This is a genomic window from Sphingomonas sp. AAP5 (assembly GCF_004354345.1).
Classification (GTDB): domain Bacteria; phylum Pseudomonadota; class Alphaproteobacteria; order Sphingomonadales; family Sphingomonadaceae; genus Sphingomonas; species Sphingomonas glacialis.
In genome coordinates this window covers 2,567,790-2,589,846 of the sequence record NZ_CP037913.1, presented here as the reverse complement: position 1 = coordinate 2,589,846, position 22,057 = coordinate 2,567,790, and the positions used below count along the sequence as shown (strand labels likewise).

Genomic DNA, 22,057 nt, shown 5'->3' with positions numbered 1-22,057 from the left:
GGGGGAGATGTGACACCCCGCGTGAAAAGGGAGGTCCGTTGTGGTAACGACCGAGGCGGAGCCGGACCTATCAAGGACCCATCACGCTGCATGACGCTTCGATGGGGCGCACATAGCGAGCAACCCGCGATCCGTCAAGATCAGGGTCGGAATGCCTGCCGAGTCAGCTCTTCTCCTTGCTCTTCTCGCCACGCTTGGCGAGCGCATCGAGCATGTCGGGGACGAGCGTCTCGGCAAACCCCGCGATGAAGGCCCAGATGAACAGCTTGAACAGATCGGATTGCTCGGCGAGGCCGAGGCCATTTTTCAGCGCGCTCAGGATCGGTTGCTGGCCGGCATCACCATCGCTGCCCGTACGGGGCGGCATTGCGCTGGCGGTGAGATAGGCATTTTCGGAGCTGCGCGCGTCGATGGTTGAAAGATCGGCCAAACGCTTCTGGCGCGCGCAGTCCGCGGCCGGGTCGGGCGTAGCCGACACAGCAGACGTTGGCGTGGGGGATGCCGCTGCGTTATCAGGCGCGGCGCTGTCACCATCGGCGGTGGTGGCGTTGCTTTCCGCGGCATTTTCGGCGGGCGGTTCGACGCTGCTGGTCGTCGCTGTGGCGGCCGTCTGTGCGGCCTTCTCTTCTGGGGCAGGCGGGTTGCCAAGCGTCGCACCACACGCGCGTGCCCGCTGTTGCTGATCGTCTGCGGCAGCTTGATCGACGTGCATCTTGGTGCGCAGCGCCTCGAGCGTTAGCCGGAAGGTTGGAGCGATCCCACCCGTGAGGCCGACTGCCGAGGGCAGTCCCGACGCGAACAGCGCATACATGACGAGGCCGAACGCATTTGACGACATCAATGCGATCGCGAGTCCGTTGATCCCCGATCCGAGCGTCGCCAGCGCATAGATCGCATCGGCGCCGACGCTTTGCCCGATATCCTCGTCCTTGATGCGGCGCCCGATGCTGATCAGAGCGCCGACGCGCGCCATCAGCAACAGCAAGACGATGCCGCACAGGAACCCCCGATTTGCCGCGATCGCGGTCCACAGCGCGCTCGCGGCGCAGATGGTCGTGATCGCGATCGCGGTGCTGACCAAGCTCCACCAAAAGCGCCCGAGCAGCCATGCCTGGATTTGGCTCACCGCGGTTTCGCGCGCCATGCTGACGATCCGCGCGCCCTGGATGAAGCTGAGCATCGCCTGCATGTCGCGACGTTTGAGCGCGATCTCGCTGGGGCTGGGATCGGGCATCAGGGCTTCTCCTGCTGGGCGACGTCGGATGCTGGTGCCTGCGCCATGTCGTCGGACGTCGCGGCATCGGCCGCGCCGCCCGGTGCTTCGTCCGCTGCGATCTCGGCCGATTGGTCGCGCCGGAGCGCCGCCTCGCGGTCGCCGGCATCGCTGGCAAGCGCATCGGGGTCGACGGTGGCAGGGTCGTCGCTGACAGCGGGTGATAGCGTATCCCGGGATGGAATGGTTTCAGCGACCGGCGCCTTGGCAGGCTCGGCCAGCGCCGCCGGCGACCAAGCGAGATGCTGCGCGATCGCAGCGGGACCGACGACGCGATTGAAGCGTTCGCGCACGATCCAATACGTGCGGTCGATCAGATCGTCGCTAATCGCTTCGACCAGCTTGGTCTCGACACCCATCAGCTCTGGAAAGGGTGCGGTCACGCAAGGGGAGTCGGCGTCGCTCGACGTGGTCAGCTTCTTCAGCAGAACGTCGGCATTGGTCGGTGCGAAGCCGACGATCTGCGCGTGGAGATAATCGGCATAGGCTTGACGCGCCACGGCCTGATCGCACGCGCGCACCGGAGGAACGTCGCCGCGTACCCACCGCCAGAAACGTTCCATGTCCATCCCGATCTCCCCCGTTCAACTGTGCTGCGCCGCGCGCCGCGGTGCGGATCGACGCGCGCTAGACGCCCAGCGCGTGGACCAGATCGGGCGTGACCTGCGGGGAGGGGGCAAGCCCCCTGGCAGCGCGATAGGCGAGGATCGCGAGCCGCGTCGCCGGCCCGACCACCCCGTCGGGCAGGCCAAGGTGATAGCCCGCTGCGACCAGCGCGCTCTGCACTTTCCATTCGGTGCTGTGTTCGAGCGGCGCCGCGCCGATGATGAACGGCCAGATTCGCGCGAACCACGCGCGCCGCTGCGCCATGCCGATCAGCCCGCCATTGATGCCGAGCGTGACCGTCTCGATGTCATTATTGTCCGCCGCGGCATTGAGGTGCTTCGCGTTCCATTCGAGCAAGGCGGGCTTGAGTGCATGCGCTGCGTCGACGACCAGATCGGGGTGGCCCTCGAAATCGACGTGGCAGCGCGCGCCGAAGCGAGCATAGGCCTCGCGGCCGGTGGTCTGAAGCACACCCCGTCCGCGATAGCGCCAGCCGTCTTGCGTTTCGCGCGGGCCATTCCCCATGCGGTTGCCGTAGACCAGGCTGAACAGCGCGATGCCGCCATCGATCGCGCATTGATCGGCCATCGCGACGCAGGCGGCGCGATCGGGGAAATAGCGGTGCCAATTGCCCGAATCCCACATCGCGCCAAGGTTCTTGGCCGAATAGCGGCCGCTTTCGACGAGGATCGTCAACCCCCCGGTCTCGTGCAGCGCTTGCGCCATGAAATGCGCGAGCCGCAGCGGGGTGGTGATCCCCGCCGCCGCCAGCAGACCGGCGGGGTCTGCAAGAGCGGCGACATAGCCGGGCTTCGCGTTCGGGGCGAACTTCGCCACGACTTGGTTGGCCAGAACCCCCATCGCTTTTCCCCTCGCGCCCCGTTGTGAAATTGGGCCGATTCGGATGAAAAATCAACGGATCAGGGCATAAAACCTATTATTATCAGTAATATACCTACGTTCGAAGCATGGCTTGTTTAAATAGAGCGTTGAGCTCCGTTAGCGCTCATACGCCTTGGGCAGCGTACCTTCTTGCGGCACCCTGTAGCGCTCGCGCAGCGCATCCTGTCGCGTCCGCAGCGGTTGCTTGACGCCGTCGATATAGACCGCCGCCACCGCACTGCCGAGCTCGAGCGGATCGCCGTCCCAGATCACCACGTCGCCGCGTCGTCCGGCGCGTAGCGAGCCGATCTCGTCGCCCATGCCGATCGCCTCGGCCGGTGCCGAGCTGATCGCGGCGAACGCGGCGTTCCAGTCGAGGCCGGTCGCGCCCGGCACCTTGGTCAGCGCGACGAGGTTGCCGGCATATTGCTTTTCGAGCCGCGCCTGGCGCGCCTCGTCGTCATTGATCGTGCCGATCCCGACGAGCACGCCCGCCGCCTTCAACCGCCCGACATTCGACTGCGTCGCGCCGAGCTGATCGAACGACGCGGGCAAATCGGTAAGTGCCGAGGCGATGACGGGGATGCGCGCAGCGGCGATCTGGTTGGCGACGAGCCAGCCTTCCGCTGCGCCGACGAAGACGAGTTTGAGCGCGGGATAGTCGCGCTTCAAATCGATCAGCGCGAGCATGTCCGAGGCGCGCTCGACATGGACGAGCAGCGGCATCGCCCCCGACGCGACGGGGACCAGCGCGGCCGCATCGGCGCGCGTCAGCAACGCATCCTTGCCCTGATCGGAATAGGCGGCAGGCGCGCGGACATAGTCCTTCACTTGCGCCAGCGCGTTGCGGAACATCGCGACCATCGCCGGGCGGCTGTTGCCGCGACGCGACCCGCCGCCGCCATATTCCATGAACTGGAAGGCGCGCGGCTTGGTGATCGGCGATCGGTCCGTGCCGAGATCGATCACTGCGCCCAGGCCGGCGAAGATCGATCCGTCAGTGTCGGGCGCGACGATCGCGCGGGTGATGCCTTCGGCGCGGTTGAGCGGGATCGAGGAGGTCGCCGGGTTGACCGCAGGGGCGACATCGATCGCCGCATGGAACGGGCTGCCGCGCGCGGCGGTGTCATTGGTTTCCTCGACTCCGTCGGATTCGACGATCCCCATTCGCGTGAAGCCCGCGACGATCCCCGGCGTGACCCAGCGTCCGCCGGCATCGACCGTGGCAGTCCCCGCGGGCACCGCGACCGAGCGGCCCGCAGCGACGACGCGGCCGTCGCGGACGATCACGGTGCCGCCCTCGATCGGTGCGGAGCCATCGCCGATGACGAGCTTGGCGTTGGTGATCGCGACGCTTTGCGCCGCGGCGGGCGCGGCGAGGAAGGCCGCGCTGAGGAGCAGGAGGCGCTTCACTTGGTATCTCCCGCACCGGGCTGGCCGAGTTCGAAATCGGAAACGGGGCGGCGTTTCGGATCGTTGGCGTCGTAGAGCAGCGCGCCGTCGATCCACACCTTTTCGGGGCGGGTGTAGACGCTGAACGGATTGCCGTTCCACAGCACGACATCGGCCATCTTGCCGGGCTTGAGGCTGCCGGTCTTGTCGGCGATGCCGAGCGCCTTGGCGGGGTTATAGGTCAGCCACTCCCACGCGACTGCATCGGAGATGTCGATCCCGGCATGGCGACCGGCGGCGAGCGCCTTGGCGACTTCCTGGTTCAAGCGTTGGATGCCGTTGGGATCGTCCGAGTGGATCATCGCGCACGCGCCGTTTGCCTGGAGCAGCGCGAGATTTTCGCTGATCGCGTCGTACGACTCCATCTTGAAGCCCCACCAGTCGGACCACACGGCCGCGCAGGTGCCGTTTTCCTTCAGCAGATCGGCGATCTTGTACGCCTCGACCGCATGGTGGAACGCGCTGACATGGTAGCCAAACTCCTTGGCCATATCCATGACGATGGCCATTTCGTCGGCGCGGTAGCAATGGTTCTGGACGAGGATCTCGCCGCCGAGCACGCCCGCGAGCGTATCCATCGCGATGTCGCGGGCGGGGGGATCGCCGCCGTCCTTTTCGTATTTGTCCCATTTGCGCTTGTACTCGACCGCCTTGGCCCAGGTCTGGCGGTCGACCGCGATATTGCCCATTCGCGTCGAGGGTTCGCGCCCCTTGCTGCCATAGACGCGCTTGGGGTTCTCGCCGCACGCCATCTTGAGGCCGTAGGGCGCGCCGGGGAATTTCATCCCCTGCTCGGTGCGCGCATAGACGTTCTTGAGGACGACCGATCGGCCGCCCATCAGATTGGCCGAGCCGGGCAGGATCTGCAGCGTGGTGACGCCGCCATTGACGAGCGCGCGGCTGAAGCCGGGATCCTGCGGCCAGACGCTATGCTCGGCCCATACGTCGGCGGTGACCGGACCGGTCGCTTCGTTGCCGTCCGAATTGGCCTCGACCGCGGGCGAAGGGTAATCGCCGAGGTGGCTGTGGATATCGATGATGCCGGGGGTGAGCGTCTTGCCGGTACCGTCGATCACCGTGGCGCCGGCAGGAGCGGCGATGCTCTGGCCGACGCGCTCGATCTTGCCGTCGGCGAACAGCACCGAGCCATCATCGATCCGAGCGCCTTCGCCGTCGAAGATCGTGACATGCGTGACCAGCGTCGGCGTGCCGGGATAGGCCTTGTAGGTCGAGGGGAAGGGATCGTGCGCATAGCCCTTGCCAGCGCCGGGGCCAGCGCCGGGGCCGCTCTTGCTCCGCTTGGTCGATGCGCTCGCCGGGCGCTCGCCATCGCTTGCACAGCTTGCGAGCAACGTGGCGAGCGCCACCATGGTCCAACCGATACGCTTCATGCGACCCCCTTTGACGCGCTGTGCGCTGTATTGGTCGAGTAATCCGGGAGGAGTGGGACGCTGTCAATCATGCGGGAGCGTGCTGCGCTGTTTTCATGCCAGGCTTTGCGTGCGCGTCGCGCTGGCGTAGGGCGCGCGCAGTGCGGTGTGCCGGGTGCGTTGGGGCCGCCAATCGAGGGCCCATGTTTCACGTAGACTATGATCGAAACACCAACTGTCTCACCCTGCGCGTCGCCGGGTTCTGGAAGCCCGAGGACGTTACCGACTTTGCGCGCGACGTCGGACTCAAGGTGCTGGCCGCCAAGGCGGTCCGCAGCGATTTCAACGTCTGTGTCGAATCACTCGATTTTCCCGTCCAGGCGATGGATGTCGCCGACCTGCTGACGCAGATCATGCGGGGCGGCATGGCGATGACCACCGGCCGCGCTGCCGTCGTGGTGGGAAGCCAGCTCAACAAGGCGCAGGCGGAGCGCACGCTGGTCCACCCGCGGCTGCGCGTGTTCCTGGCGGTCGCCCCGGCGCGAGCGTGGTTGGCTTTGCCGGAGTGAGCGGATCCCGGTGCCGGGGCCCGAATGCGGCCGCGTCGGAGCGGCGCCGAAGCGTCGGCTAGGTCCGCGCGTCAGACCTCATCGCGATATTTGATTTCGAGGAAGCGCCCGCGCGTTTCGAGCGAATCGAGATCGCCTTGCGCAATCTGCGTCGACATCTGGCCGATCTCTTCATCGATCAGCCTGAGCGCATCGGCGAGCTGGGCGTCGGGGCTCTTGCCGTTGCGCGCGACGCCGCGCAGCGGGGCCGGGACCTTGGCATAGCCCTTGAGCAATTCGGGCAATTGCTCGCCGATCAGCTTGCGCACTTCGATCGCGACGGGCTCGCCTTCGTCGAGGCTCGCGAGTTGCGGCGACAGCGTCTCGAGCCGCACGCCAATGCCGTCGACCAGTGTCTGCGCAGGCGTGGGGAGCAGCTTGCGCTGCGTGTCGAGCCATTGTTCGGTCTTGGCCGGCAGCGCCTTGAGCGGGACTTGCGTCAGTTGCTCGACGCGGACCGCCGGCGTCAGCGTCGCGAACAACAGGAACGCCGTCACCACCGCGAGCAGCGCAGCGACGAGCAGCGCGCCACCCATGCCGATCGGCACGAACCAGCCGACCGCGATCGCCGCGACGATGATCGCGAGATCGGCCGTGCCCGCCAGCGCGAGGCGGCGTGTAACGCTCACCCCCTGGCGGCGGCGAGCGGTGAGCGCCTGGCGCTCGGCGCGGGTGCGGTCGAGCAAGTCTCCGGCGCGTGCGATCTGGCGGTCGACGTCGGTCATGGCCTTACAGCGCCTCCAGCTTGAACGCGTCGCCCCCGGCGCCCTTGTTCTCGATCGCGCCCTGCGCTCGCGCGATATAGCCCTTCGATTTCTCGACTTCGTTCGACAGCGTTCCGACCGTGCTCTTCATCGAATCGAGCGCCTTCAGCTTGAACGTGTCGATCGCATCCATCGTATCATAGATGTTCTGGAACGCGCGCTGCAGCGTCTCGACCGGGATCGTCGCAGCGGCGGCCTGTTCGTGGATCGTCGCGGTCTGCGACTTGAGCAGCTTGCCGGTCGCATCGATGATATTGGCGGTGGTCGAGTTGAGCGCGGTGATCTGGTCGAGCACGAGCTTTTGGTTCGCCAGCGCCTGCGCCACCGTGACTGCGGTGCGCAGGGCCGAGACCGTGGTGGTCGAGGCGCGATCGACGCCCTTCACCAGCTCGACATTGTTCTTCTTGACCAGATCGAGCGCGAGATAGCCCTGCACCGTCACCGCCATTTGCGTCAGCAGATCCTGCGTGCGCTGGCGGACGTAGAACAGCGCGCTTTCCCGCAACGCCTTGGCCTTGGCCGGATCGCTATGGTCGAGGTCGTTGGCCTTGTCTTCGAGCCGGGCGTCCATCTCCTTCGACAGCACGATCATCTGTTCGAGCCGGCCCATCGCCGCCCACAGATTGGCGCGCTCGGTGTCGATCGCGGCATTGTCCATCAGCAACTCGTCCTTGCCGCGCGCGAGCGTCTTGAGGATCGCCGAGATGTGCGACTGCGAGGAGCGGTATTTGTCGAAATAGGTGTTGATCCCGCCGCCGAACACTTTGCTCAACATGCCGCGGCCCGAGAGCAATTTGCTGTTCACCGACGGATCGAGCTTCTCGATCGTGCGGCGCAGTTCGGTGAGGTCGGCGCCGACGCCGCTTTCGCCGTCCATCGCCTTGACCGGGCGATCGAGAAAGCGGTTCGACTGGTCGGCCGCGGCGCGGATTTCCTTCTGGCCCATCGCCGCGATCGCATCGACGCGCTTGCCGAATTCGGGGCTGTTCACGTCCTGCGCGACGAGATCGTCGACGAAGCCTGCAACCTTGGTCTGCAATTGGGTGCGGACGGCGTCGTCGACCGGCACCAGGCCGATCGCCTTTTCGGGCGCGACCACGGGAACGGGGTCGGGCGGCGTCAGGATCAGCGCGGTCGCGTCGGTGTCGGCAGCGGTCGCCATGTCTTCCCTCCAGGTAATCTCGCTCCCTAGATGAAGGGGATCGCGTTGCGGTTCAAGTGTGTCATTGTGGTAATACGCACATCGTAACACAACCGTAACGAAACTGACGCGAATCCGACGCAGCTTGCCCGTACCGCGCTGCAGCAAGATAAAAAAACAGGGGTTTCCGTGATGCGTCGTTCCGTCTCTTTTGGGTTTGCCGGCATTTTGCTCGGCTGCACTTCCACCGCCGCGCTTGCGCAATCTACGCTCCAGCCGAGCGCGCCCGAAGAAGGCGGCGACATCGTCGTCACCGCGCAGAAGCGCGAGCAGAAGATTCAGGACGTGCCGATCACCGTCACCGCGGTGACCGGCGCGAAGATGCAGGAGCTCGGCGTCAATTCGCTCGCCGAAGTTGCGATGTACATCCCCGGCCTGCGCATCCAAGAGCAGAGCGACAACAATCCCGGCTTCGTGATCCGCGGGATCACCTCGGACAGCGGCTCGGCGCAGCAGGGCGCGCGCGTGTCGATCTATTATAACGGCATCGACATCTCGCGGACGCGCGGCGCCTATCAGGATCTGTACGATCTCGAGCGCATCGAAGTCGTCAAGGGGCCGCAGGCGACGCTGTTCGGCACGGCCTCGGCGGTCGGCGCGGTCAACTTGATCTCGGCACAGCCGCATGCTGGGACCTCGGCGGGGCTCCAGGGATCGTACGGCAATTACCATCGCGGCCAGGTGTCGGGCTTCGTCAACCTCGGCAACGACACGCTCTCGGGGCGGCTCGCCTTCGCCTACAAATATCATGACGGCTTCGTCCGCAACATCGCGGGCGACCCCAAGGTGGCCAACCAGAATCAGGGCAAGATCGACCAGGACGATCTCAACGGCCAGGACCAGCGCGGCATTCGCGGTTCGCTGCGCTGGACCCCGACCGATGCGATCACCGCGAGCCTGGTGCTGACCTATGACGGCCAGCGCAACCCGGGCACCGCGTTCCGCTCGCGCGCCCTGGCGCCGACCGGCGGCAATGGCGGCGATTACAGCTATGCCGAACTGTCGGGTTCGCCGTACAGCGCCTCGGTGCTCGGCGCCGCCAAGCTCGGCCTCAAGCGCGACGTGTATGACGCCAACTTCACGCTCGCCTGGGAACTGGCGCCGGGTGTCACCTTCACCACCGTCAACGGCTATCGCAAGTTCAACAGCAACGAAGTGTTCGATGCCGATGGCGGTCCGGCCTGGTATCTCGAATTCGCCGAGGATGCGCGCGGCGACCAGTGGAGCCATGAGGGCCGCTTCAACTTCTCGGGCGACAAATATCGCGCCTCGTTCGGCTGGAACGGCTTCTTCGAGAACAACCTCCAGCGCGTGCCCTTCTCGACCGAAGAGGGGACCTATCTCGGCTGCTCGGTCTCGGCGGCCTATGCCGGCGTTCGCGCGTCGCTCGCGGCAAGCGGCGTTTCGGGCTGTGTCGCGCCGAACGGCACCGTGACCGCCGCGCGCGCGACCGCGGTGCTGACGCGCGGCGCGGCGACGCAGATTCCGTATCAATCGGTGTTCACCAATTACGGCACCAACGACACCTATTCGGTGTTCGCCGACGGCACCTACATCCCGACGCCACGGCTCGAGCTGACCGCCGGCGCGCGGTTGCTGATCGAGCAGCGCAAGTCGGGCTACAGTTCGGTCCAGCCCAATTCGACGCTCCTGGCCTCGCTCGGGGTACGCAGCAGCTTGCTCGGCACCGCGAACACCAACGGCACGATCTTCAACGCGCAGCGCAGCTTCACCGCGGTGCTGCCGCGCTTCAACGCGCTCTACCGCGTCAGCGATTCGATCAACCTGTACGCAACGATCAGCAAGGGTCGTCGCTCGCCGGTGGTACAGCTCGCCGCGACGACGGTTGGCGGGGTGGTCGTGCCGAACCTGCAAGTCGTGCCCGACGAAGTCGTGTGGAACTACGAAGGCGGCATCAAGGGCAAGGTCGGGCCGTTCACCGGATCGCTCGGCGTGTTCTATCAAGCGTATAACGGCTTCCAGGTGTCGGTGACGAACAACGGCGTCACCACCACGCAGAGTGCCGGCAAGGCGAAAAACCCGGGTGTCGAGTTCGAGGGCAATCTCAAGCTCGGCCGCTTCCTGCAGGTGTTCGGCGCGTTCGCCTATGTCGACGGCAAGATCGCCAACAATGCGTCGTACGGCGTCTATGCCGGCGACCAGTTCCGCTTGCAGCCGAAATACAGCGCCTCGGGCGGCGCGACGCTGCGCGTTCCGGCGGGCGACCTGACCTTCTATGCGACGCCGTCGGCGACGTATCAGAGCAAGCAGTATTTCGAACTGCCGAACTCGGAGGCGATCAGCCAGGGCGGCTACACGCTCGTCAACGTCCGCGCGGGCGTCGAGATTGCGCAGGGGAAATACCGGATCGGCGGCTTTGCCCGCAACGCGTTCGACAAGAAGTATCTGATCGACGCGGGCAACACCGGTGGCGGCTTCGGCATCCCGACCTACATCCGCGGCGAACCGCGCGTTTACGGCGTCGAAGTCGCCGGCAAGTTCTGATCCAAGACTAGCCCACCGCCCGTCATCCCCGCGCACGCGGGGATCCCGCTTCTTCTGCCAAAGCCAGCAGCAGAAGCGGCGCCCTCGCATTCGCGAGGGTGACGGGGCGAGGGGGCATGCGCTTTAAGCCGGCAAGCGCCCCGCGTGCTACGCCCGGCCTCATTCCGCCCGAGCTCCCCGAAAAACCACCCCCCCTTTCCGCGACGCACCATTTGCGCTAGGGGCCCAACGCAATCATTCCTCACTTCATCGAGCTATATTCATGAGCCTCCGCAATGTGGCCATCATCGCACACGTCGATCATGGTAAGACAACCCTCGTCGACCAGCTGTTCCGCCAGTCCGGCACCTTCCGCGACAACCAGCGCGTCGAAGAGCGTGCGATGGATTCGAACGACCTCGAAAAAGAGCGTGGCATCACGATTCTCGCCAAGCCGACCTCGGTCGACTGGACCCCGCCGGGCGAATCCGAGAGCATCCGCATCAACATCGTCGACACCCCCGGTCACGCCGATTTCGGCGGCGAGGTCGAGCGGATCCTGAGCATGGTCGACGGCGTCGTCCTGCTGGTCGATTCGTCGGAGGGCGCGATGCCGCAGACCAAGTTCGTCACCGGCAAGGCGCTCGCACTCGGCCTCAAGCCGATCGTCGTCGTCAACAAGGTCGATCGTAACGACGCGCGCATCCAGGAAGTGCTCGACGAAGTGTTCGACCTGTTCGTGTCCTTGGACGCGAACGACGAGCAGCTCGATTTCCCCGTGCTCTACGCATCGGGCCGCAACGGCTATGCCTCGACCGACATGGATGCGCGCGAAGGCACGCTGATCCCGATGTTCGAGACGATCGTGAAGCACGTCCCCGCACCGAAGGTCGAAGTCGCCGGCGTGCCCTTCACCTTCCTCGTCACGCTGCTCGATCGCGATCCGTTCCTCGGCCGCATCCTTACCGGCCGCGTCAACTCGGGCGTGGTCAAGCTCAACCAGCCGATCCACGCGCTCGACAACGACGGCAAGATCGTCGAGACCGGCCGCGCATCGAAGATCATGTCGTTCCGCGGGCTCGACCGCGTTCCCGTCGACGAAGCCAAGGCAGGCGACATCATCAGCCTCGCCGGCCTGTCGATCGCGACCGTCGCCGATACGATCGCCGACGTCAGCGTCAGCGAGCCGCTCCACGCGCAGCCGATCGATCCGCCCACGCTGTCGATGCGCTTTGCCGTCAACGATTCGCCGATGGCGGGCCGCGAGGGCACCAAGGTGACGAGTCGCATGATCCGCGAGCGGCTGTTCCGCGAGGCCGAGTCGAACGTCGCCGTCAAGGTGACCGAAGCCTCGGACAAGGACAGCTTCGAAGTCGCCGGCCGCGGCGAGCTTCAGCTCGGCGTCCTGATCGAGACGATGCGCCGCGAAGGCTTCGAGCTCGGCATCAGCCGCCCGCGCGTGCTGTTCAGCGAAGACGAGCAGGGCAACAAGACCGAGCCGTACGAGACCGTCATCATCGACGTCGACGAGGAATATTCGGGCACGGTCGTCGAGAAGATGAACCTGCGCAAGGCCGAGATGACCGACATGCGGCCCTCGACCGGCGGCAAGACGCGCATCACCTTCTCCGCGCCGTCGCGCGGCATGATCGGCTATCACGGCGAGTTCCTGTCGGACACGCGCGGCACCGGCATCATGAACCGGCTGTTCGAGAAGTACGGCCCGCACAAGGGCAACATCGAAGGCCGCAAGAACGGCGTGCTGATCTCGAACGGGTCGGGCGAAGCCAATAACTACGCGCTCGGTCCGCTCGAAGAGCGCGGCATCCTGTTCGTCGGCCACGGCGAGGCGCTGTACGAGGGCATGATCGTCGGCGAGAATGCCAAGCCCGACGATCTCGAAGTCAACCCGATGAAGACCAAGGCGCTGACCAACTTCCGCGCGAGCGGCGGCAAGGACGACCAGGTCCGCCTGTCGCCCCCGAAGCGCGCGACGCTCGAGCAGGCGATCGCGTACATCGACGACGACGAGATGGTCGAAGTGACGCCGAAGTCGATCCGGCTGCGCAAGCGCTTCCTCGATGCGAACGAGCGCAAGCGGGCGAGCCGGGCGAAGCTTAGCTAAGGCTGGTTTTGTAGGTTGAGTTCTAAGGGGCCGGGCGCGAAAGCGTCCGGCCTTTTTCGTGATATGGCTAAATCTAATGCGATTTTCAGGGGCCAATTTCGCTGGTGACTGAGTAGCCAGATTCATGGCTTGGGGTTCGTACGTCACACAGCGCTTTGGGAACTTGGTATAAAACCCAGTCTTTTCAAGCTGACCTGGCGTGGCCTACCGTGCCGCGGGCGCTGCGCATGTGGGGCGGTGGACCCGGGGTGACGGTTGGAGCGCGGGGTGTGGAGCGCGCCGCGGCAAAGCCGCGTCGTCGGACGGCGCTTTAGCGCCGCCGGCCGGAGTTCGGCTGATCCTCGTCTAACGCCCCGATTGCTGCGCAATCGGGGCGTTAGGCTCGGGCCTCACTCTTCCCCCATCCTCAGCGCGGCAATAAACGCCTCCTGCGGGATGCTCACGCTCCCGTATTCGCGCATCTTGAGCTTGCCCTTCTTCTGCTTGTCGAGCAGCTTGCGCTTGCGGCTGGCATCGCCGCCATAGCATTTCGCGGTCACGTCCTTGCGCATCGCGCTGATCGTCTCGCGCGCGATCACCTTGCCGCCGATCGCCGCCTGAATCGGGATCTTGAACAGGTGCCGCGGGATGAGGTCCTTGAGCCGCTCGACCATGCCGCGCCCGCGCACCTCAGCGGTGCCGCGGTGGACGATCATCGACAGCGCGTCGACCGGCTCCTCGTTGACGAGGATGCTCATCTTGACGAGGTCGCCCTCGCGCTTGCCAATCTGCGTGTAGTCGAAGCTGGCATAGCCCTTCGACAGCGACTTCAGCCGGTCGTAGAAATCGAACACGACTTCGTTGAGCGGCAGCTCGTAGGTCGCCTGCGCGCGGCCGCCGACATAGGTGAGGTCCTTCTGGATCCCGCGGCGGTCCTGGCAGAGCTTCAGCACGCTGCCGAGATATTCGTCGGGGACGTAGATGACGGCCTGGATCCACGGCTCGGAAATGCTCAGGATCTTGTTGGGATCGGGCATGTCGGCGGGGTTGTGGAGCTCGATCGTCCCGCCATTGTGCGTCAGCTCGATGTCATAGACCACCGACGGTGCGGTGGTGATGAGGTCGAGATCGTATTCGCGCGTCAGGCGCTCCTGGATGATTTCGAGGTGGAGCAGCCCCAGGAACCCGCAGCGGAAGCCGAAGCCGAGCGCCGCGCTGGTTTCCATCTCGAACGAGAAGCTCGCGTCGTTGAGGCGCAGCTTCGAGATGCTCTCGCGCAGTTTCTCGAAATCGGCGGCGTCGACCGGGAACAAGCCGCAGAAGACCACCGGCTGGACTTCCTTGAAGCCCGGCAGTGCTTCCAGGGCAGGGCGCTTGGCGTCGGTGATCGTGTCGCCGACGCGGGTCTGCGCGACTTCCTTGATCTGCGCGGTGATGAAGCCGATTTCGCCCGGGCCGAGATCGGTGAGCTGTTCGATCTTGGGGCGGAAGCAGCCGACGCGGTCGACCAGATGCAGCGTGCCGGCCTGCATGAACTTGATCTGCTGGCCCTTCTTGAGAACGCCCGCGACCACGCGCACGAGGATGACGACGCCGAGATACGGGTCGTACCAGCTGTCGACGAGCATTGCCTTGAGCGGCGCATCGGCGTCGCCCTTGGGCGGCGGGATGCGCGTGACGATCGCCTCGAGCACTTCGGCGATGCCGATCCCGGCCTTGGCGCTGGTGAGCACGGCCTGGCTCGCGTCGAGGCCGATCACTTCCTCGATCTCGGCCTTGACCTTGTCGACGTCGGCGGCGGGGAGATCGATCTTGTTGATGACCGGGATGATCTCGTGATCGTGCTCGATCGACTGATAGACGTTGGCGAGCGTCTGCGCTTCGACGCCTTGCGCGGCATCGACGACGAGCAGCGCACCTTCGCATGCGGCGAGCGAGCGGCTGACTTCATAGGCGAAGTCGACATGGCCCGGCGTGTCCATCAGGTTGAGCGTATAGTCGACGCCGTCCTGCGCAGTGTAGCGAAGCCGCACCGTCTGCGCCTTGATGGTGATCCCGCGTTCTTTCTCGATGTCCATGTTATCAAGGACTTGCTCTGACATTTCGCGGTCGGTCAGGCCGCCGGTCGCCTGGATCAGGCGGTCGGCGAGCGTCGACTTGCCATGATCGATATGCGCGATGATCGAGAAATTGCGGATGGTGTGGAGAGGGGTCACGAATTCGCCCGGATGAGTGCTGCGGAAAGGGAAAGGCGGCCCATAGCATCGCATGCGGCCGGGCACAAAGCCCGTCGCGCGAGGGCGCAATACGCCTATGCCGTCGGGTCGCTTTTCGATATTGGAGGCGTAACGATTCTCAGCGGGGGTGGCATGGCGAAACTGACGGCCGGAATGGCGATCGTGGCGGTGTTGAGCGGCGTACCGATGCAGGCGGGGGCGCAGCGGATGGCCAAGCCGTCGGGCACGCAGAAGCTGCAGGAGGCGACGATGAACGACGTGCCGCGCTGCGCGCGCAAGCACGGCACGATCTCGATCGTCGATGGCGACGATCCGCGCGGCTGGACGCAGTACAGCCTTGCCCCTCCGCAGAAGCTGCTCAAGGTGCTCGTGCAGCGTTCGGGCTGCTTCAACATCGTCGATCGCGGCAGCGGGCTGCAAGCGGCGCAGCGCGAGCGCGACATCGGTGGCGATCTCGGGCTCCAGCGCGGCGCCAATGTCGGGCAGGGGCAGATCAAGGCGGCCGATTACGTGCTCCAGGCCGAAGTGCAGGGCGCCAACAGCAACGCGAGCGGCAGCGGCGTCGCGGCGGGCGTCGGCGGGCTGATCGGCGGGCCGTTCGGTGGGCTCGTCGGGGGCTTACGCAGCCGCAAGATGGAAGCCAATGTCGTGCTGTCGATCACCAACGTCCGCACGACCGAGACGCTCGCGACCGAGGATGGCTATGCCGCCAAGAACAGCCTGAGCTTCGGCGGCGGCGGCGGGGTGTTCGGCGGTTTTGCCGGCGGCGGCGTGGTCGGCGGGGGGTATGACAATACCGATATCGGGCGGATCGTGACGCTTGCCTTCATCCAGGCGTATGCGAAGCTCGTCACGGGGCTCGGCTATACCAACCCTGGCGACACCGGGACGGCCGAGGCCGCGCCCGCCAAGACCTTCACGACGCAAGGCCCGGTCGCGCTGCGCAGCGCGGCGAATGCAGCGGGCAAGGTGGTGCGCACGCTGCCGCCGGGCGCGATCGTTTACCCGACCGGCAACAAGGACGGCATGTGGTGGGAGGTCGCCGACGAGAACGACAATGTTGGGTGGGTGCTCAACTCCAAGCTCGCGCCGTCGCGGTAGGGCGACGCTACTCTCCCTGGTCGCCCTGAGCGTGTCGAAGGGCTGCCCTGCAAACGCGAGCGGCGCGTTGGGCGTGGGGTGCTTCGACAGGCTCAGCCCGAACGATTTTGGGGGCGAGCTTTTGTTCGTCACCCCGGCCTGGTGCCGGGGGCCGCCGTGCCGCGCGTTCTGCGCTGGCACGTTGGGCATCCCGGTAGACCCCGGCACAAGGCCGGGGTGACGGTTGGAGGGTGGCGCAGATGTGCCGATCGTGCTGGCGGACCGCCAGCCGGCGCGGTAGGATGCGGCGCTATCCAGGAGACGATGCCATGAAGTTCGCTGTTCCGCTTATCGCCGCTGCCACCGCCGCCCTTCTCGCCGCCGCGCCCGCCAGCGCCGCGCTGAAAGTCGGCGATGCCGCGCCCAACTTCTCGACCGAGGCGGCGCTTGCCGGCAAGACGCATCCCTTCTCGCTGGCGGCAGCGCTCAAGAAGGGGCCGGTCGTGCTCTACTTCTTCCCCGCCGCCTTCACCTCGGGCTGCACTGCCGAGGCGCACGCCTTCGCCGAAGCCGCCGACGACTTCACCAAGCAGGGCGCGACGCTGATCGGCCTGACCGCGGGCAATGCCGAGCGGATCAAGGAATTCTCCTCGGTCGAATGCCGCGACAAGTTCCCGGTCGGTCTCGCGACCCCGGCGACGATCTCGGGCTATGACGTCGCGCTGCCGCAAAAGGCCGGCTGGACCAACCGCACCTCGTACGTGATCGGCAAGAACGGCAAGATCGCCTATGTCCTGTCCGACATGGCGCCGGCCGGGCACATCACCGGCACGCTCGCCGCGGTGAAGGCGCTGAAAGCCAAGAAGGGCTGATCCGGCTACCCTCGCAGCATTGAAATGTGTTCCCCGGCGAAGGCCGGGGCCCACGGGAAGGCCACGACGATCTCGCGAGGCCGCGCGCCTCGGTCGTTCCGCTCCTGGGCCCCGGCCTTCGCTGGGGAGCGCCCAAGCGGATCGCCGTCCCGGCGTCAGCCCAGTCCCGCCGCCGCGATCGCCGCCAGCGCGGCGGCGAGGCGCGCGGGGCCCTGACCGCCAACGATCGCATACCGCAGGCCGCGCCGGTCGAGCTCGGCGCGCGACAGATCGAAGAAGCGCTGGCGTTCGACCGTGCTGCCGAACATCCGCGTACCGTCGTCGATCCACGGCAAATCGATATCGAGCAGCAGATACAGATCGGCGCTGCCGCGCCACGCGCCGAACCACGGATCGCGCGCGCCGAACAGCATGTCGGCCCACACCGCAGTCATCAACGGATCGGTATCGAGCAGCAGCGGATCCGCGCCCGTCGCCAGCGCCGCGCGCGTCTGCGCATCGTGCTGCTGCGCGATCTCGAGCAGATCGGCCATCGTGAACTCGGTTCCGTGCGTCTCGGCGAAGGTGCGGCCGTATTCGGGCACGAAGATCGTTCCGAAGTGCGCCGCCAGTTGCGGAATCAGCGTCGATTTGCCCGTGCTCTCAGGGCCGTGCAGGCAGATCGTGCTCATACGACGACCGCCGTCCGTCGCGCGACGCGGCGCCAATCGATCAGCCCCCAGATCGCGAGCGCGAGGAAGATCGCATAAAGCAGCATCGTCAGCTTCAATCCCTTGGCCGCGTAAAGCGCGACCGAGCCGATATCGACCGCGATCCACAGCCACCAACTTTCGAGCTTGCGACGCGACTGCAGGATCTGTGCAACGACGCTGACGATCGCGAGCGTCGCATCGAGCCAGGGGAAGGACGCATCGGTGAAGCGGAACATCGCATAGCCCCAGCCCGCGCTGCCCACCGCCGCCGCCGCCAGCCACAGGAGGCGCTCGCGGTCCGGCAGGGTGCCGACCGCGATCTCGCCGGTTTGGGCTTTGACGCGCGACCAGTTCCACCAGCCGTAGATTTGCACGACGAAGAAGAACACTTGCAGCAGCGCGTCGCTATAAAGCTTGGTATGGACGAAGATGACTGCATAGAGCGCGACCATCGCCAGCCCGAAGACGTAGTTCCAGATGCTGCGCAGCACGACGAGCGTGACATTGGCGAGCCCGAGCCCGAACGCCAGGATTTCCAGGGTGGTCATGCCGCCCGCGTAGCAGCGCGATTGCGCCAGCGTCGAGCATTGCGCGAACGCGGGGCGATTTTCCGCTTGATAGTCGCGAGACGGGGGTCTACGCGCTGCGCCCTGCAATGTGTCGGGGCGTGGCGCAGTCTGGTAGCGCACTGGTCTCGGGGTCCAGGGGTCGTAGGTTCGAATCCTATCGCCCCGACCATTGCAGCATTGGCCCCGAACCGCCGTGAGCGCGTCTCCGGCAGGCACCTGCGCAGACACCTCCAATGTCGAACGACAGCGCGCCCGAATGGGGTGCCGTCGAAAACTGTGTCGGGCCAGATGAAGCGTTTGTCACCTTGGCGTCGTGATTGCGCCATGCCAAAGCACCGATGCGAGCCTAATCTTTTCACCCTGAGGACACCGATCGCATGAGCCGCTCGCCCGTTTTCTACGATGCTTCGGGACGGCGCCGCCGGCGATTTGCGATGGCGGTCGCGGCGTTCGTGCTGCTGGTGGTGATGGCGGTGGCAGCGCTCGCGATTTCGATCGGTGCGGTGCCGCGCGCGCCCTTGCTTCCGGTCGAGGCCGAGCACGCGGCGATCACCAAATTGCCGCCGCCGCACGAGCCGCTGCTGCGCCGCGCGCGCCACGGGCTTAGCGGCTATGCGCGGCTGCTCGGTGCACCCGCGCGCGGCGTCGGGGTCGATCAGCCGCTTGCGATCGCCTTCCATGTGCCGTGGGATCCGTCCTCGACGGCGTCGCTGCGCCGCCATATCGGCGAGCTCGATTGGCTCGTGCCGGGCTGGGTGTCGGTGTCGGGCCCCAACCATCACATCACCGTGTTCCGCGACACCGCGGGCCGCGAGATCATCAACCGCGCGAGCCCACGCCCGCTGATCCTGCCGATGATCCAGAATGCGATCGACGGGAAATGGGATGCGGCCGGCATGGAAGCGCTGCTGCGCGACCCCAAGTTGCGCAAGAAGTTCCTCGACACGCTCGAGCCGTGGCTCGCCGCGAACGGGGCAGGGGGCGCGTTCTTCGATTTCGAGGAGCTTTCGCCCAAGGGACAGCAGGATTTCCTCGCCTTCCTGCGCGAGACCAAGGCGCGCTTCGCCAAGCGCAATTGGGTGATCGGGATCGCGGTGCCGGTCGGCGCGGCGGAAGACGAAGCGGGCGGCGAGCCCGGCTGGAACATCGGCGCGTTCGCCAAGGTCGTCGATCGCGTCGTGCTGATGGCCTACGACCAGCACGAGATCAGCGGCGAGGCCGGGCCGATCGCATCGCAAAGCTGGTTCGAGCAATCGGTGTCGCGCGCGGTGCGCGACGTGCCGCGCGACAAGATCGTCGTCGCGATCGGCAATTACGCCTATAACTGGCACGACGGCACGGGCGAACCGCTCGCGATCGACGAAGCCTGGGAAGCCGCGCGCGAATCGAGCGCCATGCCGACCTTCGACCGGCAGAGCGGCAATAGCGGCTTTGCCTATGAGGAAGCGGGCAGCCGCCACGTCGTGTGGATGCTCGATGCGCCATCGGCGTACAACCAGATGCGCTGGCTGCAGAAAGTCGGTTTGAGCGGGATCGGGCTGTGGCGGCTCGGGTCGGAAGATCCAGGGCTGTGGTCGATCTTCGGGCGGGCGCATCGCACCTTGCCCGCGGCCTCGGCGATCGAAAACATTCCGGCGGGTACCGATGTCGATATCGACGGCAGCGGGGAGATCCTCAAGATCGCGGGCGTCCCCGTCAAAGGCGTGCGGCGCGCGCAAGTGACCAAGGACGGCGCGATCGGCAACGTCACCTTTCAGACGTTGCCATCGCCCTATGTCGTCGCGCGGACCGGCTACAAGCCGGGTCTCGTCGCGCTGACCTTCGATGACGGCCCCGATCCGACCTGGACGCCCAAGATCCTCGACATCCTCAAGCAAAAGAAGGTGCCCGGCACCTTCTTCGTGATCGGCGAGAACGTGCTGACGCAGCGCAGCCTGATCAACCGCATGGTCGCCGAGGGGCATGAGATCGGCAGCCATACCTATACCCATCCCAATCTGGCGGGCGCCTCGCAGTCCGAGACGACCTTCCAGCTCAACACGACGCAGCGGCTGTTCCAGGCGTTCACCGGGCACACGCTGCGGCTGTTCCGCGCGCCCTATTTCGGCGATGCCGAGCCGAGCACCGCCGACGAAATCGACCCGGCGCTGATGGCGCAGGACCGGGGGTACATCTCGGTCGGCCTGCACGTCGATCCGGGCGACTGGAAACGGCCGGGCGTCCAGTCGATCATCGACGCGACGGTCGACGAAGTGACCGACCCCAACGGCAAATGCGATGCGGCCAATCCCGACCCGCAGTGCAGCCGCAACATCGTGCTGCTCCACGATGCCGGTGGCGACCGCTCGGAAACCGTCGCCGCGCTGCCGCAGATCATCGACCAGCTGCGCGCCAAGGGGTACACCTTCGTGGCGGTGTCGGCGCTTGCGGGGATTCCCAAGTCGGTCGCGATGCCGACGCTCTCGCCGTCCGACCGCGCGGCGGCGGAGACCGATCTGTTCATCTTCTCGGTGCTCGGCGGCGGCGTCGTCGCGCTCGGCTGGATCTTCTTCTTCGCGATCAGCATCGGCATCGCGCGCGCGGTGATCCTGTCGCTGCTCGCGCTGATCCAGGCGCGGCGCGAGAGCAAGACGGTGTTCCCGGCGATCGACCCCAACCGCTTCGTCACGGTGATGATCCCGGCGTTCAACGAGGAACTGGTGATCGAACGCGCGGTGCGCGGCGTGCTCGCCTCGACCGACGTGCGGATCGAGGTGATCGTGATCGACGATGGATCGAGCGACGATACGAGCGAAGTCGTGACCTCGGCGTTCGCGGGCGATCCGCGCGTACGGTTGCTGACGCTCGAGAATGGCGGCAAGGCGCGCGCGCTCAACCAGGCGCTGGCGCTTGCGACGGGCGAGATCGTCATCGCGCTCGACGCCGATACGCAGTTCGAGCCGACGACGATCGCACGGCTTGCGCGCTGGTTCGACGATCCCAAGATCGGCGCGGTCGCGGGCAACGCCAAGGTCGGCAATCGCGTCAATCTGCTCACCAAGTTCCAGGCGGTCGAATATATCACCGCGCAGAATCTCGAGCGGCGCGCGCTTGCGCGGATGAACGCGATGACGGTGGTGCCGGGCGCGGTCGGCGCGTGGCGGCTGGCGGCGATCCAGCAAGTCGGCGGCTATCCCGACGACACGCTCGCCGAGGACCAGGATCTGACGATCGCGATCCAGCGCGCCGGCTGGGCGGTGACCTACGACCAATACGCCATCGCCTGGACCGAATCGCCCGAGACGATCAAGGGCCTCGCCAAGCAGCGCTTCCGCTGGGCGTTCGGCACGCTGCAATGCCTGTGGAAGCATGGCAGCATCATGGCGACCGGCCGCCCGGCGGGCCTCGCGCGTGTCGGCTTGCCGCAGGCGATCCTGTTCCAGATCGTCTTTGCGGCGATCTCGCCGATCATCGATCTCGCGCTGCTCGTCAGCTTCGTGATGACCTATATCGCGGTGCAGGCGCATGGCTGGGCGCAGACGCAGCACGACGTCGACAAGATGCTGCTCTACTGGCTGGTGTTCACCGCGATCGACCTGCTCGCGGCGACGGTCGCCTTCGCGCTCGAGCGGCGCGAGCAGTGGCGTTTGCTGTGGCTGCTCATCCCGCAGCGGATCGGCTATCGCCAGATCATGTATTATGTCGTGCTGAAAGCGATCACGCAGGCGTTGCGCGGGCGCAGCGTCGGCTGGGGCAAGCTGGTGCGGACCGGGCGGGTGCAGGCGCGGTAAACGCGCCCATCCGCCTGTGACATAAGCGCGACATTCTAAACCGAAATCAAACAACTGGCGCAGCTTCGGGCGATGGCCGCTATCCTTCGCGCG

The 22,057-nt window shown here is 66.0% G+C and carries 16 protein-coding genes and 1 tRNA gene; 7 read left to right on the top strand and 10 right to left on the bottom strand.

What is annotated here, in order from left to right:
* Positions 1–163: 163 nt before the first annotated feature.
* From E2E30_RS12030 to E2E30_RS12010, 5 genes are all read right to left on the bottom strand, one after another.
* Complete coding sequence (locus E2E30_RS12030) at positions 164–1,234, bottom strand: hypothetical protein (RefSeq protein ID WP_133190102.1); 1,071 nt, start codon at positions 1,232–1,234, stop codon at positions 164–166.
* Positions 1,234–1,842: a hypothetical protein gene (locus tag E2E30_RS12025; protein WP_133190100.1), complete on the bottom strand. Its 609-nt coding sequence runs from the start codon at positions 1,840–1,842 to the stop codon at positions 1,234–1,236. The genes E2E30_RS12030 and E2E30_RS12025 overlap by 1 nt, the downstream gene beginning before the upstream one ends.
* A 58-nt stretch (positions 1,843–1,900) precedes the next feature.
* Positions 1,901–2,740 carry a peptidoglycan-binding protein gene (locus E2E30_RS12020; protein WP_133190098.1) on the bottom strand — a complete coding sequence of 280 codons (840 nt, stop codon included), beginning with the start codon at positions 2,738–2,740 and terminating at the stop codon, positions 1,901–1,903.
* A 138-nt stretch (positions 2,741–2,878) separates the two neighbouring features.
* On the bottom strand, positions 2,879–4,174 hold the full coding sequence (locus tag E2E30_RS12015) for an amidohydrolase family protein (protein WP_133190096.1): 1,296 nt from the start codon (positions 4,172–4,174) through the stop codon (positions 2,879–2,881).
* Positions 4,171–5,604 (bottom strand): amidohydrolase, encoded by a 1,434-nt coding sequence (locus E2E30_RS12010; RefSeq protein WP_133190094.1) that lies wholly within the window; start codon positions 5,602–5,604, stop codon positions 4,171–4,173. The genes E2E30_RS12015 and E2E30_RS12010 overlap by 4 nt, the downstream gene beginning before the upstream one ends.
* A 182-nt stretch (positions 5,605–5,786) precedes the next feature.
* Here E2E30_RS12010 and E2E30_RS12005 point away from each other — a divergent pair, with 182 nt between their 5' ends.
* The gene (locus tag E2E30_RS12005) at positions 5,787–6,152 is read left to right on the top strand and encodes a hypothetical protein (RefSeq protein WP_133190092.1); all 366 of its coding nucleotides are present in this window, start codon (positions 5,787–5,789) and stop codon (positions 6,150–6,152) included.
* A gap of 71 nt (positions 6,153–6,223) precedes the next feature.
* On the opposite strand, the gene E2E30_RS12000 is transcribed toward E2E30_RS12005, so the two are convergent.
* Positions 6,224–6,916, bottom strand: coding sequence for a hypothetical protein (locus E2E30_RS12000; RefSeq protein ID WP_133190090.1), 693 nt, complete (start codon positions 6,914–6,916; stop codon positions 6,224–6,226).
* 4 nt (positions 6,917–6,920) lie between these two features.
* Positions 6,921–8,117, bottom strand: a complete 1,197-nt coding sequence (locus E2E30_RS11995; RefSeq protein WP_133190088.1) for a toxic anion resistance protein — start codon at positions 8,115–8,117, stop codon at positions 6,921–6,923.
* Positions 8,118–8,288: 171 nt separating this feature from the next.
* Between E2E30_RS11995 and E2E30_RS11990 the strand changes: the two genes are divergently transcribed.
* On the top strand, positions 8,289–10,661 hold the full coding sequence (locus E2E30_RS11990; protein WP_133190086.1) for a TonB-dependent receptor: 2,373 nt from the start codon (positions 8,289–8,291) through the stop codon (positions 10,659–10,661).
* A 262-nt stretch (positions 10,662–10,923) separates the two neighbouring features.
* Complete coding sequence (gene typA, locus E2E30_RS11985; protein WP_133190084.1) at positions 10,924–12,765, top strand: translational GTPase TypA; 1,842 nt, start codon at positions 10,924–10,926, stop codon at positions 12,763–12,765.
* Positions 12,766–13,154: 389 nt separating this feature from the next.
* Here typA and lepA read toward each other — a convergent pair whose 3' ends face one another.
* Positions 13,155–15,014 (bottom strand): translation elongation factor 4, encoded by a 1,860-nt coding sequence (gene lepA, locus E2E30_RS11980; protein WP_133190082.1) that lies wholly within the window; start codon positions 15,012–15,014, stop codon positions 13,155–13,157.
* 153 nt (positions 15,015–15,167) lie between these two features.
* Here lepA and E2E30_RS11975 point away from each other — a divergent pair, with 153 nt between their 5' ends.
* Both E2E30_RS11975 and E2E30_RS11970 read left to right on the top strand, forming a co-directional pair.
* Positions 15,168–16,082 (top strand): CsgG/HfaB family protein, encoded by a 915-nt coding sequence (locus E2E30_RS11975; RefSeq protein WP_443018404.1) that lies wholly within the window; start codon positions 15,168–15,170, stop codon positions 16,080–16,082.
* 308 nt (positions 16,083–16,390) lie between these two features.
* The gene (locus E2E30_RS11970) at positions 16,391–16,933 is read left to right on the top strand and encodes a peroxiredoxin (protein WP_133190080.1); all 543 of its coding nucleotides are present in this window, start codon (positions 16,391–16,393) and stop codon (positions 16,931–16,933) included.
* Between the two features lie 155 nt (positions 16,934–17,088).
* Here the strand turns inward: E2E30_RS11970 and E2E30_RS11965 are convergent, their stop codons facing one another.
* Positions 17,089–17,604, bottom strand: coding sequence for an AAA family ATPase (locus E2E30_RS11965; RefSeq protein WP_133190078.1), 516 nt, complete (start codon positions 17,602–17,604; stop codon positions 17,089–17,091).
* Entirely contained in the window at positions 17,601–18,173 is a 573-nt protein-coding gene (gene pnuC / locus E2E30_RS11960) for a nicotinamide riboside transporter PnuC (RefSeq protein WP_133190076.1), read from the bottom strand. Before pnuC ends, E2E30_RS11965 begins: the two co-directional genes overlap by 4 nt.
* 113 nt (positions 18,174–18,286) lie before the next feature.
* Here pnuC and E2E30_RS11955 point away from each other — a divergent pair.
* Positions 18,287–18,363: transfer RNA gene (locus E2E30_RS11955), tRNA-Pro, on the top strand.
* Positions 18,364–18,571: 208 nt separating this feature from the next.
* The gene (locus E2E30_RS11950; protein WP_133190074.1) at positions 18,572–21,964 is read left to right on the top strand and encodes a polysaccharide deacetylase family protein; all 3,393 of its coding nucleotides are present in this window, start codon (positions 18,572–18,574) and stop codon (positions 21,962–21,964) included.
* Positions 21,965–22,057 lie beyond the last annotated feature (93 nt).